The sequence below is a fragment of the Pseudomonas shirazica genome (assembly GCF_015168335.1).
In the GTDB taxonomy this organism is placed as follows: Bacteria; Pseudomonadota; Gammaproteobacteria; order Pseudomonadales; family Pseudomonadaceae; genus Aquipseudomonas; species Aquipseudomonas asiatica.
Genome location: NZ_CP063456.1, coordinates 300217 through 312476 on the forward strand (window position 1 = coordinate 300217; position 12260 = coordinate 312476).

General features: G+C 63.2%; 12 protein-coding genes. 6 read left to right on the plus strand and 6 right to left on the minus strand.

Going from position 1 to position 12260, the window contains the following annotated elements; translation table 11 throughout:
* Positions 1-49 precede the first annotated feature (49 nt).
* Positions 50-769, plus strand: a complete 720-nt coding sequence (gene pcaH / locus IMX18_RS01370; RefSeq protein ID WP_003251597.1) for a protocatechuate 3,4-dioxygenase subunit beta — start codon at positions 50-52, stop codon at positions 767-769.
* A gap of 10 nt (positions 770-779) precedes the next feature.
* On the plus strand, positions 780-1385 hold the full coding sequence (pcaG, locus tag IMX18_RS01375) for a protocatechuate 3,4-dioxygenase subunit alpha (RefSeq protein ID WP_015271805.1): 606 nt from the start codon (positions 780-782) through the stop codon (positions 1383-1385).
* A 127-nt stretch (positions 1386-1512) separates the two neighbouring features.
* Here the strand turns inward: pcaG and trmA are convergent, their stop codons facing one another.
* The 3 genes from trmA to IMX18_RS01390 all read right to left on the minus strand — a co-directional run bounded on the left by trmA (position 1513) and on the right by IMX18_RS01390 (position 5392).
* Complete coding sequence (gene trmA, locus IMX18_RS01380; protein ID WP_015271804.1) at positions 1513-2598, minus strand: tRNA (uridine(54)-C5)-methyltransferase TrmA; 1086 nt, start codon at positions 2596-2598, stop codon at positions 1513-1515.
* Positions 2595-3890 carry an NCS2 family permease gene (locus IMX18_RS01385; protein ID WP_015271803.1) on the minus strand — a complete coding sequence of 432 codons (1296 nt, stop codon included), beginning with the start codon at positions 3888-3890 and terminating at the stop codon, positions 2595-2597. The genes trmA and IMX18_RS01385 overlap by 4 nt, the downstream gene beginning before the upstream one ends.
* A gap of 281 nt (positions 3891-4171) precedes the next feature.
* Positions 4172-5392 (minus strand): MFS transporter, encoded by a 1221-nt coding sequence (locus IMX18_RS01390; RefSeq protein WP_015271802.1) that lies wholly within the window; start codon positions 5390-5392, stop codon positions 4172-4174.
* 344 nt (positions 5393-5736) lie between these two features.
* Between IMX18_RS01390 and IMX18_RS01395 the strand changes: the two genes are divergently transcribed.
* From IMX18_RS01395 to IMX18_RS01405, 3 genes are read left to right on the plus strand one after another with little or no spacing between them, the layout of a single operon-like run.
* The gene (locus IMX18_RS01395; protein WP_023662143.1) at positions 5737-7173 is read left to right on the plus strand and encodes a cytochrome ubiquinol oxidase subunit I; all 1437 of its coding nucleotides are present in this window, start codon (positions 5737-5739) and stop codon (positions 7171-7173) included.
* A gap of 3 nt (positions 7174-7176) precedes the next feature.
* Positions 7177-8184 (plus strand): cytochrome d ubiquinol oxidase subunit II, encoded by a 1008-nt coding sequence (gene cydB / locus IMX18_RS01400; protein ID WP_015271800.1) that lies wholly within the window; start codon positions 7177-7179, stop codon positions 8182-8184.
* A gap of 9 nt (positions 8185-8193) precedes the next feature.
* Positions 8194-8349 (plus strand): DUF2474 domain-containing protein, encoded by a 156-nt coding sequence (locus IMX18_RS01405; protein WP_013974218.1) that lies wholly within the window; start codon positions 8194-8196, stop codon positions 8347-8349.
* A gap of 319 nt (positions 8350-8668) precedes the next feature.
* Here IMX18_RS01405 and IMX18_RS01410 read toward each other — a convergent pair whose 3' ends face one another.
* The gene (locus IMX18_RS01410; protein ID WP_217190099.1) at positions 8669-9793 is read right to left on the minus strand and encodes a methyltransferase; all 1125 of its coding nucleotides are present in this window, start codon (positions 9791-9793) and stop codon (positions 8669-8671) included.
* Positions 9794-9889: 96 nt separating this feature from the next.
* Positions 9890-10597: an autoinducer binding domain-containing protein gene (locus IMX18_RS01415; RefSeq protein WP_054572788.1), complete on the minus strand. Its 708-nt coding sequence runs from the start codon at positions 10595-10597 to the stop codon at positions 9890-9892.
* Positions 10598-10809: 212 nt separating this feature from the next.
* Between IMX18_RS01415 and IMX18_RS01420 the strand changes: the two genes are divergently transcribed.
* Positions 10810-11586 (plus strand): ferredoxin--NADP reductase, encoded by a 777-nt coding sequence (locus tag IMX18_RS01420; protein ID WP_217190098.1) that lies wholly within the window; start codon positions 10810-10812, stop codon positions 11584-11586.
* Positions 11587-11720: 134 nt separating this feature from the next.
* Here IMX18_RS01420 and mscL read toward each other — a convergent pair whose 3' ends face one another.
* Complete coding sequence (gene mscL / locus IMX18_RS01425) at positions 11721-12140, minus strand: large-conductance mechanosensitive channel protein MscL (protein ID WP_015271796.1); 420 nt, start codon at positions 12138-12140, stop codon at positions 11721-11723.
* Between the last annotated feature and the right edge of the window lie 120 nt (positions 12141-12260).

Genomic DNA, 12260 nt, shown 5'->3' on the forward strand with positions numbered 1-12260 from the left:
TCAAATAATCCCCCCGCGCATTTCCATAATTCCAAGAGAGGAAACCGGCATGCCCGCCCAGGACAACAGCCGCTTCGTGATCCGTGATCGCAACTGGCACCCGAAAGCTCTTACGCCTGACTACAAGACGTCCATTGCCCGTTCGCCACGCCAGGCACTGGTCAGCATCCCGCAGTCGATCAGCGAAACTACCGGCCCGGACTTTTCCCACCTGGGCTTCGGCGCCCATGACCATGACCTGCTGCTGAACTTCAACAACGGCGGCTTGCCGATCGGCGAGCGCATCATCGTTGCCGGCCGTGTCGTCGACCAGTACGGCAAGCCTGTGCCGAACACCCTGGTGGAAATGTGGCAAGCCAACGCCGGCGGCCGCTACCGTCACAAGAACGACCGCTACCTGGCGCCGCTGGACCCGAACTTCGGTGGCGTCGGCCGCTGCCTGACCGACCGTGATGGCTACTACAGCTTCCGCACCATCAAACCGGGCCCGTACCCATGGCGCAACGGCCCGAACGACTGGCGCCCGGCGCACATCCACTTCGCCATCAGCGGCCCGTCGATCGCCACCAAGCTGATTACCCAGCTGTACTTCGAGGGTGACCCGCTGATCCCGATGTGCCCGATCGTCAAGTCGATCGCCAACCCGCAAGCCGTGCAGCAGTTGATCGCCAAGCTCGACATGAGCAACGCCAACCCGATGGACTGCCTGGCCTACCGCTTCGACATCGTGCTGCGCGGCCAGCGCAAGACCCACTTCGAAAACTGCTGAGGACCCCGCCATGCCAATCGAACTGCTGCCGGAAACCCCTTCGCAGACCGCCGGCCCCTACGTACACATCGGCCTGGCCCTGGAAGCGGCCGGCAACCCGACCCGCGACCAGGAAATCTGGAACCGCCTGGCCAAGCCGGACGCGCCGGGCGAGCACATCCTGCTGATCGGCCAGGTGTATGACGGTAACGGCCACCTGGTGCGCGATTCGTTCCTGGAAGTGTGGCAAGCCGATGCCAACGGCGAGTACCAGGATGCCTACAACCTGGAAAACGCCTTCAACAGCTTTGGCCGCACTGCCACCACCTTCGATGCAGGTGAATGGACCCTGCACACGGTCAAGCCGGGTGTGGTGAACAACGCTGCGGGCGTGCCGATGGCGCCGCACATCAACATCAGCCTGTTTGCCCGGGGGATCAACATCCACCTGCACACGCGGCTGTATTTCGATGACGAGGCCGAGGCCAATGCCAAGTGCCCGGTGCTCAACCTGATCGAGCAGCCGCAGCGGCGCGAGACCCTGGTGGCCAAGCGTTGCGAGGTGGACGGGAAGACGGCATATCGCTTCGATATCCGTATTCAGGGGGAAGGGGAGACGGTGTTCTTCGACTTCTGAGTTGGACCTCGGGGGCCGCTTTGCGGCCCATCGCGACACAAGGCCGCTCCTACAGGGAATCGCGTTCCTCCTGTAGGAGCGGCCTTGTGTCGCGATGGGCTGCAAAGCAGCCCCGGCGATCTGAAGGTCAGCGCCGAACCAGCAAAACCCCACTCTCCATATGGTGGGTATACGGGAACTGGTCAAACAACGCACACCGCTCGATGCGGTGAGTGTCCTGCAGCTGGGCAATGTTCGCCGCCAGCGTCTCCGGGTTGCACGAGATGTACAGGATCCGCTCGAAACGCCGGGTCAGCTCGCAGGTATCCGGGTCCATCCCCGCCCGCGGCGGGTCGACGAACACCGTACCGAACTCGTAGCTCTTAAGGTCGATGCCTTCCAGCCGGCGGAACGGCCGCACCTCATTCAGCGCCTGGGTCAGCTCTTCTGCCGACAGGCGCACCAGCCGCACGTTATCTACAGCGTTCTCGTCGAGGTTGCTCAGCGCGGCATTGACCGAGGTCTTGCTGATTTCCGTGGCCAGCACCTGGCGCACGCGGGTGGCCAGCGGCAGGGTGAAGTTGCCGTTGCCGCAGTAAAGCTCCAGAAGGTCGTCCTTGCGTTCGCCCATGGCCTCGAAGGCCCAGCTCAGCATCTTCTGGTTCACCGCGCCGTTGGGCTGGGTGAACGCGCCTTCCGGCTGGCGGTAGCTGAACACACGGCCAGCGACTTCGAGTTTTTCCACCGCGTAGTCTCGGCCGATGACCAGGCGTTTGCCCTTGGAGCGGCCGATAATGCTGACGCCCAGGTCTTCGGCCAGCTGCCGTGCGGCCGTTTCCCACGCCTCGTCCAGCGGGCGGTGGTAGCACAGGGTGACCATGGCATCGCCAGCCAGGGTGGTGAGGAACTCCACCTGGAACAGGCGGTTGCCCAGCTCCTCGCTGGCCTGCCAGGCCGCCTTCAGGCGCGGCATCAGTGCATTGATGCGCTGGCTGGCGATAGGGAAGTCCTCGATCAGGATCGCCTTGTGCTTCTCGCCCGGGGCGAACATGGCGTAGTGGCGCTGGCCATCCTCGCGCCACAGGCGGAATTCGGCGCGCAGGCGGTAATGCTCGCGCGGCGAGTCGAAAACAGCCGGCTCCGGCGCGCCGAACGGCGCCAGCAGCTCGCGCAGCCGGGCCACCTTGGCGTCCAGCTGGGTGGTGTAGGAGGAGGGGTCGAAAGCAGCACTCATGCGTTGAACCAGCCCAGCTTGATGACGAACAGGATGGAAAGGATCACCAGGGCCGGGTTCAGGTCGCGGTGGCGGCCGGAGATCAGCTTGACGGCGGTCCAGGAAATGAAGCCGAAGGCGATGCCGTTGGCGATCGAGTAGGTCAGCGGCATGGCCAGGGCGGTCACTACCACCGGTGCGGCTTCGGTGACGTCGTCCCAGTTTATTTCCGCCAGGCCCGAGGCCATCAGCACCGCGACGAACAGCAGCGCCGGGGCGGTGGCGAAGGCCGGCACGCTACCGGCCAGCGGGGCGAAGAACAGCGCCAGCAGGAACAGCACGGCGACCACGATGGCGGTCAGGCCGGTGCGGCCACCGGCGCTCACGCCCGCTGCGGATTCGATGTAGCTGGTAGTGGTCGAGGTGCCCAGCAGGGAACCGGCCATGGCGGCGGTACTGTCGGCGATCAGGGCACGGCCCATTTTCGGCATGTGGCCGTCCTTGCCCATCAGCCCGGCGCGCTTGGCCACACCGATCAGGGTGCCGGAGTTGTCGAACAGGTCGACGAACAGGAAGGCGAAGATCACGCTGACCAGGCCCACGTCCAGCGCGCCGGCGATGTCCAGTTGCAGGAAGGTCGGGGCCAGCGAAGGCGGCATGGAGACCACGCCGCCGAAGGGCGTCACGCCCATCAGGATCGAGGCGATGGTTACGGCGAGTATGCCGATCAGCACGGCACCGCGCACTTTCAGCGACTCAAGGCCGACGATCAGGAAGAAGCCCAGGGTGGCGAGGATCGGTGCCGGCTGCTTGAGGTCGCCCAGGCCCACCAGGGTGGCTGGGTTATCGACGACGATGCCTGCGTTATGCAGGGCGATCAGTGCCAGGAACAGGCCGATACCCGCGGCAATGGCCGAACGCAGCGGCAGCGGGATGCTGTTCACGATCCATTCGCGGATGCGGAAGATCGACAGCAGGAAGAACATCACCGCCGACAGGAACACCGCACCCAGTGCCACCTGCCAGGTGTGGCCCATGTGCAGGACCACGGTGTAGGTGAAGAACGCGTTCAGGCCCATGCCCGGCGCCAGGGCGATCGGGTAGTTGGCGATCAGGCCCATGGTCACCGAGCCGATGGCCGCGGCCAGGCAGGTGGCGACGAAGATCGCGCCCTTGTCCATGCCGGTCTCGCCGAGGATGCTCGGGTTGACGAACAGGATGTAGGCCATGGCCAGGAAGGTGGTGACGCCCGCGAGAATCTCGGTGCGCACATTGGTGTTGTGTGCTTTTAGTTGAAACAGCCTTTCCAGCATGCCCGCTCCCCAAGGCGCCCCCGGCGCCATGAATATATCGACCCCATCAGCAAAGCACAGACCGTACCGGTTGCCGTGGTTTTGTGTGGGGCGGAAAAAAGCCGCGCATCATACCAGCATGCTCGGCGGGGGCCTATGGCCGTTGGGGAATGGGTTCTCTATAGCCTGTACCGGCCCTATCGCCGGCAAGCCAGCTCCCACAAGTACTGCACAGGGTTCGGAAACTGTGGTGTACCTGTGGGAGCTGGCTTGCCGGCGATAGGGCCAGAACAGGCCTACGATCAACCGTTATGCAATCGATCTCGCTTGGCCAGTGTCGGGAACAGCTTTATCCACACCCCAGTCACCACCAAAGTGCCCACCCCACCCAGCACCACCGCCGGCACTGTGCCAAACCAGTGCGCGGTCACCCCCGATTCGAACTCGCCGAGCTGATTCGAGGCACCAATGAACAAGCCGTTCACCGCACTCACCCGCCCGCGCATTTCATCCGGCGTCTCCAATTGCACCAAAGCGCCGCGGATGACCATGCTGATCATGTCCGCCGCGCCCAGCACCACCAGCACTGCCAGCGAGAACCAGAACGAGGTAGACAGGCCGAAGGCAATGGTCGCCACGCCGAACACGCCCACTGCCGTGAACATGGTCCGCCCCACGTTGCGCTCGAACGGGAAGCGCGCCAGCCACAGCGACATCAGCAACGCCCCCACCGCTGGCGCAGAGCGCAGCAGGCCGAGGCCCAGCGGGCCGGTCAGCAGGATGTCCTTGGCGAACACGGGCAGCAGCGCGGTGGCCCCACCCAGCAGTACGGCGAACAGGTCCAGCGAGATGGCGCCGAGGATGTCGGGCCGGCTGCGGATGAAGCGGATGCCGGCCAGCAACGATTCGATGCTGGCGCGCCCGCGCTGTGCCACCTGGCCGCGTGCCTGCAGGCTCAGGGTCAGCACGCAGGCGATGGCGTAAAGGGCCACGGTGGGGCCGTATACCCAGATGCTGCCGAAGGCATACAGGAAGCCGCCTACCGCCGGCGCCACGATGGTTGCCGATTGGGTGGCCGATGCCGAAGCCGCCACCGCGCGTGGGAAGAGCCCGGCTGGTACCACGTTGGGCAGCAGCGCCTGGGTCGCCGGCATTTCGAACGAACGCGTGGCACCGAGCAGGAAGGCAAGAGCAAAGATCAGCTCGCGGGTAACGTTGTCGGTGGCACTGCCCAGCGCCAATGCCAGGGCTATCAGCCCCTGCAGGCTCTGGCACAGCGCAGCGACCTTGCGCCGGTCATAGCGGTCGGCGACATGCCCGGTGTGCAGCATGAACAGCACCCGTGGGGCGAATTCGACCAGGCCGACCAGGCCCAGGTCCAGCACATTGCCGGTCAGCTGGTAGAGGTGCCAGCCAATGGCCACGGTGAGCATCTGGAAGCCGCTGGCGGTGAACACGCGGGCCAGCCAGAAGGCCAGGAAAGGGCGGTGGTGACGCAACAACTGCGGTGCGGAATCGGACATCGGAAACCAGGGGCCTCGGCGCAGTAGAGGGGGGCGCAGCGTATCATCTGTTTGTAACAAACAGTTACTGTTTGCCGGGGACGGCACTTTTTCTCGTCTCATGAAAGGGGGTGGGGCAACCGGTCACGCGGCAATCAACCACACGGCCCGGCGGGCCATTCAGGACTATGCTTCCTAGCAATCGTTGATCTGGGTCAATCGTTCCAGATGTAACGATCGGGCCCTTGGGCCGAAATCCCTGCGATCGAACAGAACAATTCCAACGCGCCGCACTCGACTACCGTGGGGGCAGTGGGCGACGGGGCCAGCGGCCCGGACGCCGGATTATCTGAAGAGGAAGCACCATGTTCGGAATAGAGGCCTTAGAGCTCGCCCGAATGCAGTTTGCCTTTACCGTGTCGTTCCATATCCTGTTCCCGGCCATTACCATTGGCCTGGCGAGCTACCTGGCAGTCCTCGAAGGCCTCTGGCTGCGGACCAATAACCAGGTCTACCGTGACCTCTATCACTTCTGGTCGAAAATCTTCGCCGTCAACTTCGGCATGGGGGTGGTCTCCGGCCTGGTCATGGCCTACCAGTTCGGTACCAACTGGAGTCGTTTCTCCGACTTCGCCGGCGCTATCACCGGCCCGCTGCTCACCTACGAGGTATTGACCGCGTTCTTCCTGGAGGCTGGCTTCCTGGGGGTCATGCTGTTTGGCTGGAACCGTGTCGGCCGTGGCCTGCACTTCTTCTCCACGGTGATGGTGGCGCTCGGCACCTTGGTCTCGACCTTCTGGATCCTCGCCTCCAACAGTTGGATGCAGACCCCGCAAGGTCACGAGATCATCGACGGCCGGGTTGTGCCGGTGGACTGGCTGGCAGTGGTATTCAACCCCTCGTTCCCCTACCGCCTGATGCACATGGCCACTGCCGCATTCGTTTCCACCGCGTTCTTCGTCGGTGCCTCGGCGGCCTGGCACCTGCTGCGCGGACGTGACAACCCGGCCGTGCGCAAGATGCTGTCTATGGCCATGTGGATGGCGCTGATCGTCGCCCCGATCCAGGCGGTGATCGGTGACTTCCATGGCCTGAACACCCTCAAGCACCAGCCGGTGAAAATTGCTGCGATCGAAGGCCACTGGGAGAACGTGCCCGGCGAGCCGACCCCGCTGATCTTGTTCGGCATCCCCGACATGCAGGCCGAAACCACCCGCTTCAAGCTCGAGATCCCGGCACTCGGCAGCCTGATCCTGACCCACAGCCTGGACAAGCAGGTGCCGGCGATGAAGGAGTTTCCGCCCGAAGACCGGCCCAACTCGACCATCGTCTTCTGGTCGTTCCGGATCATGGTCGGGCTGGGTTTCCTGATGATCTTCGTCGGCCTGTGGAGCCTCTGGCTGCGCAAGCGCGGCACGCTCTACACCTCGCGGCCGTTCCTGTACCTGGCCCTGTGGATGGGCCCTTCCGGACTGATCGCGCTGCTGGCCGGCTGGTTCACCACCGAAATCGGCCGCCAGCCCTGGGTGGTGTATGGCCTGATGCGCACGGCAGACGGTGTGTCCAACCACAGTTACGCCCAGCTCGGCTTCACCTTGGTGGCCTTCGTGGTGGTGTACTTCGCCCTGTTCGGTACCGGTCTTGGCTACATGATGCGCCTGGTGCGCAAAGGGCCGCGGACCGGTGAGGGTGACGAGCACAACCCTGGTGGCCCTGGCACCAAACGCACGCCGGCGCGGCCGCTGTCCGCCGCCGATGATGGCCGAGAGGCCAACTCCGCCAGCCTGAGCAAGGGGAACTGAGCCATGGGTATCGACCTTCCGCTGATCTGGGCCGTGATCATTATCTTCGGCGTCATGATGTACGTGGTGATGGATGGTTTCGACCTGGGGATCGGCATGCTCTTCCCGTTCGTCAAGGGCGAGCATGACCGTGATGTGATGATGAACACCGTCGCCCCCGTTTGGGATGGTAACGAGACCTGGCTGGTGCTGGGCGGTGCCGGGCTGTTCGGGGCGTTCCCGATGGCTTACTCGGTAGTGCTGGAGGCCCTGTACCTGCCATTGATCCTGATGCTGATCGGTCTGATCTTCCGCGGCGTGGCCTTCGAGTTCCGCTTCAAGGCCAAGGCCGACAAGCGCCACATCTGGGACAAGGCGTTCATCTGGGGCTCGTTGATCGCCACCTTCTTCCAGGGCGTGGCGCTGGGTGCGTTCCTCGAAGGTTTCAAGGTGGTCGACCGGCATTTCGCCGGTGGCACCCTTGACTGGCTGACCCCGTTCAGCCTGTTCTGTGGCCTGGGGCTGATCGTTGCCTACACCCTGCTGGGCTGCACTTGGCTGATCATGAAGACCGAAGGGGCGCTGCAGCAGAAGATGCACGACATTGCCCGGCCGCTGGCGCTGGTGCTGCTGGTGGTGATCGGCATTGTCAGCCTGTGGACACCGATCGCCTACCCGCAGATCGCTGAGCGCTGGTTCAGCATGCCTAATCTGGTCTGGTTCATGCCAGTGCCGATCCTGGTGCTGGTAACCTTCTACGGGTTGCTCAAGGCGGTGGCGCGCAATGCGCACTACACGCCGTTCCTGCTGACGTTGGTGCTGATCTTCCTCGGCTACAGCGGCCTGGGCATCAGTCTGTGGCCGAACATCATCCCGCCGTCGATCTCGATCTGGGATGCCGCGGCGCCACCGCAGAGCCAGGGCTTCATGCTGGTGGGCACACTGTTCATCCTGCCGTTCATCCTCATGTATACCTTCTGGAGCTACTACGTGTTCCGCGGCAAGGTGACCCATGAAGACGGCTATCACTAGGAGGGCTGCATGATGACCGGCAAGCCTGGCTTGGAGGAGAAGAAACCCCTGTGGCAGCGGTTGGGCTGGCTGCTGCTGATCTGGGCGATGAGCGTGGCGGCCCTGGGCGTGGCGGCCTACGTGATGCGCCTGTTCATGGGGGCTGCGGGGCTGACCACCCATTGAGGTAAGCCTGCTCTGGCCCTATCGCCGGCAAGCCAGCTCCCACAGGTAAGTCACTGTCCTTGAATGCAGTGCAGTACCTGTGGGAGATTACCCAGCCCTTTTGGGCTGTGCTGTCGCGCAGAGAACAAATATCGCTCGTCTGACGCGGCCTTTGTAGGAGCAGCCTTGTGCTGCGAAGAGGCCGGTACAAGCAACAGACAGGCTTTGTCAGTACCGGCCTCTTCGCAGCACAAGGCTGCTCCTACAGAACCTCGCCGAACCAATGAGTCATGTGTTGTTCTATGAGAGCTGGCTTGCCGGTGATAGGGCCGGTACAGGCTTACTTGCGGGCTTTCAGGATAACGAACTTGGGCGTTGCCGCCACCTGTTCCACCCCCCGGAACAACCGCGCCAGCTTGCTGTGATAGCCCAGGTGCCGGTTACCCACGATATACAGCGCCCCGCCCACCACCAACGCCTCACGCGCCTGCTGGAACATGCGCCAGGCGAGGAAATCGCCCACCACCTGCTGCTGGTGGAACGGCGGGTTGCACAGCACCACGTCCAGCGACTGCTTCTCTACCCCCGCCAACCCATCGGCTGCCTCGAACACCGCCGGGCGCTCGCCCAGCGCGGCCTGCCAGTTCTCCCGCGCCGATTGCACCGCCATGTACGACTCGTCGACCAGGGTGTACTGGGCATCCGGGTTGGCCAGGGCGCTGGCTATCGCCAGCACGCCGTTGCCGCAGCCCAGGTCCGCCACCCGCGCGCGGCCCAATTCGCGGGGCAGGTGCGGCAGGAACGCCCGCGTGCCGATATCGAGCCCCTCCCGGCAGAACACGTTGGCGTGGTTGAGCAGCTCCAGCGCCGGCGCGTCGAGGCGGTAGCGGCTAGGGTAGGGCGAGCGGGCGACCGGCCGTTCGGCCACCGTCGCGGTCAGCAAGCGGGCCTTTTTCTGCGCCAGCGAGGCTTGCACCGGGCCGATGTACTTCTCCATCAGGTCTCCGGCCGCCCGTGGCAGGTGCTTTATCATCGCCCCGGCAATCACCTGCGCACCGGGTGCCAGGTGGCCCTGCAGGCGGATCAGCTGTTCTTCGAGCAGGGCCAGGGTCTTGGGCACGCGCACCAGTACCCGGTCGAACGGGCCTTGCCAATGTTCGCTGGCCGGCACGAACGGCACGCTGTCGAACGGCAGGCCATTGCGTGCCAGGTTCTTTTCCAGTGCCAGGTGCGCCAGGTGCGAATCGCCACTGCTGACCACCTGCAGCTTGCCTGCCAGGCTGGAGGCCAGGGCACCGAAGCTGTCATTGAGCACCAGCACCCGGCAGTCGGCCCCTGGGGCCTGTTCGTGCAGCTGCGCAAGCAGGTACTCGTCGGCGGCATCGAAAGCCTGCAGCGGGTCGTTGGCCTGTTCCGGCTGGCGGATCAGGTCGAGTTCGGCGTAGGGGGTGGTCAACAGGGGCATGGCGTCTGGCTCGGGTACGAAACTGCCCGTTGCGGTTCGCCCCGGGCTTTGCCGGGCGATTCTACAGGGCTTTGCCCAAGGTCGCAGGTTTGAAGGTCAGATCCAGCCACGCATGACGGCGATGGCGATGGCGCCGGCCTTGTTGGCGGCGTTGGTCTTGGTGATGACACTGCGGATATGGAAGTTCACCGTGCTTTGCGACAGTGACAGGATGCAGGCGCACTCGGCGGCGGTCTTGCCGGCGGCCGACCATTTCAGCACTTCCAGCTCCCGCTCGCTCAGTTTCGGCTGCGGCGGGCATAGTGCAGTGAGGTGATGTGCGCTGATCACCTCATGCAGTTTGTGACTCAACCACTGCACATTGCCGGCTTTTCTGTAGAGTTCGACAATACTGATGGGCCTGGTGGACCTGGCCACGCTTATCTGGCTTTCGTTGTGCTGCTGGTCGTGCAATGACTGCGTCCAGCCATGGCGCAAACCGCTCTGGCAGGCAGCTTCACGAAATAGCGGAGCCCCGCGATACAGGTCATCGGTCCATAGCACAGGCATGGTGGATTTGTGGCTCAAATCGGCAGCCGGGTCCTGCTTGTGCAGGTCATCGCGCTGGTAGCGCTCGATCCATTCTTGGGGGTAGTTGCTGTACAGGAACAGGTGGGGTGTTTGCGTAGCGATCTGGATGCGAATGTTCAACCCCAAGTACTCCATGCCCAGATCCTGCACCATATGTACGGCCATGCCGAACAACTTCTGTGGGCAGCGTTCGGCGTCGAACGCACGAAGATACTCGGGTCTCCAGTGGCGCATCTGAAATACTCCTTGAGCCTCAGGTCCAGTCCGTTTGGGTGCCCGCATGATTGTAGGAAAGGACCTACCAATGTGCTGAGATTTTTTTGTTATAGCGGTCAGGATCCGATGCGACTTCGGCAGGATCGCCGCAGACGAGGCCCTACAAAGCAGTGGTTTTTATCCGCGTCACTTTGCGCGACACTGTGCGCACGCCAAACCTGGAGCCCGATATGACCGCTAGCGCCGAAAAGTTCACCCGCCAGACCCTGCTCGATGTTCAGCCACTCACGCCGAACCTCTTCAGCCTGCGGGTTACGCGCGATGCGGGGTTCCGCTTCCGTTCCGGCCAGTTTGCCCGCCTGGGTGTGACCAAGGCCGATGGCAGTGTGGTGTGGCGCGCCTATTCCATGGTCAGCGCGCCCCATGACGAGCACCTCGATTTTTTCTCCATCGTGGTGCCAGGCGGCGAGTTCACCAGCGAACTGAGCCGGCTGGGGGCAGGCGATACCCTGCTGATCGACCGCCAGGCCTTCGGCTTCCTTACCCTCGACCGCTTCGCTGGTGGCCGTGACCTGTGGTTGCTGGCGACCGGTACTGGTATTGCGCCGTTCATGTCGATCCTGCAGGACTTCGAGGCCTGGGAGCGTTTCGAAAACATCAAGCTTGTGTACTCGGTGCGCGAAGCGAAAGAGCTGGCCTATGTGGACGAGATTGCCGGGCTGGAGCAGCGCGATTACCTGTCCGAATTCGCCGGCAAGTTGCAGTTCATTCCGGTGGTGACCCGTGAACAGCACCCAGGGGCGTTGAACCAGCGGATTACCACGCTGATCGAGAATGGCGAGCTGGAGAAGGCGGCGGGGCTGGAACTGTCGCCGGAACATTCGCGGGTGATGCTGTGTGGCAACCCGGAGATGATTGATGAGACGCGCAAGGTACTGAAGGCGCGCGACCTGCAATTGAGCCTGAGCAAGCGGCCGGGGCAGGTGGCTGTGGAAAACTACTGGTAAGGCCGTTGGGGCCGCTTTGCGGCCCATCGCGACACAAGGCCGCTCCTACAGGAACCGCGATTCCTGGGAGATGCAAAAACCTTGTAGGAGCGGCCTTGTGTCGCGATAGGGCTGCAAGGCAGCCCCCGGCAATCTCAAGGCAAGCGGTTCTGGTTCTGCGCCTTGAGAAGGTCGCGAATCTCGGTCAGCAAGGTCTCTTCTGCAGTTGGCACAGGCGGTGCAGTCGGCGCCACGGCCTCTTCACGCTTGAGCTGGTTGATCGCCTTCACCCCCATGAAGATGGCAAAGGCCACGATCAGGAAGTCGATCACGGTCTGGATGAACTTGCCATACGCCAGCATCACCGCCGGAACGTCACCTTCGGCAGCCTTCAGGGTAATTGCCAGGTCGCTGAAGTCCACGCCACCGATCAACAGGCCCAATGGCGGCATGACCACGTCACCGACGAAAGACGAGACGATCTTGCCGAAGGCCGCGCCGATGATGATACCAACCGCCATGTCGACGACATTGCCTTTGACCGCGAAGGCCTTGAATTCACTGATCATGCCCATGTTTGGTTCCTTGTAACAAAAGGTAAGGTTTACGCAGTGTAAGCCACTCAAACGCTTCATGCGTTGTGTTCAGGGCCACAGACCGCTGTTAGAACGAATAGTTTTGTCGCATCCCGAGGC

Coding starts and splice junctions, on each gene's coding strand:
- pcaH (WP_003251597.1), top strand. CDS start 50: ATGCCCGCCCAGGACAACAGCCGCTTCGTGATCCGTGATCGCAACTGG.
- pcaG (WP_015271805.1), top strand. CDS start 780: ATGCCAATCGAACTGCTGCCGGAAACCCCTTCGCAGACCGCCGGCCCC.
- trmA (WP_015271804.1), bottom strand. CDS start 2,598: ATGAGTGCTGCTTTCGACCCCTCCTCCTACACCACCCAGCTGGACGCC.
- IMX18_RS01385 (WP_015271803.1), bottom strand. CDS start 3,890: ATGCTGGAAAGGCTGTTTCAACTAAAAGCACACAACACCAATGTGCGC.
- IMX18_RS01390 (WP_015271802.1), bottom strand. CDS start 5,392: ATGTCCGATTCCGCACCGCAGTTGTTGCGTCACCACCGCCCTTTCCTG.
- IMX18_RS01395 (WP_023662143.1), top strand. CDS start 5,737: ATGTTCGGAATAGAGGCCTTAGAGCTCGCCCGAATGCAGTTTGCCTTT.
- cydB (WP_015271800.1), top strand. CDS start 7,177: ATGGGTATCGACCTTCCGCTGATCTGGGCCGTGATCATTATCTTCGGC.
- IMX18_RS01405 (WP_013974218.1), top strand. CDS start 8,194: ATGATGACCGGCAAGCCTGGCTTGGAGGAGAAGAAACCCCTGTGGCAG.
- IMX18_RS01410 (WP_217190099.1), bottom strand. CDS start 9,793: ATGCCCCTGTTGACCACCCCCTACGCCGAACTCGACCTGATCCGCCAG.
- IMX18_RS01415 (WP_054572788.1), bottom strand. CDS start 10,597: ATGCGCCACTGGAGACCCGAGTATCTTCGTGCGTTCGACGCCGAACGC.
- IMX18_RS01420 (WP_217190098.1), top strand. CDS start 10,810: ATGACCGCTAGCGCCGAAAAGTTCACCCGCCAGACCCTGCTCGATGTT.
- mscL (WP_015271796.1), bottom strand. CDS start 12,140: ATGGGCATGATCAGTGAATTCAAGGCCTTCGCGGTCAAAGGCAATGTC.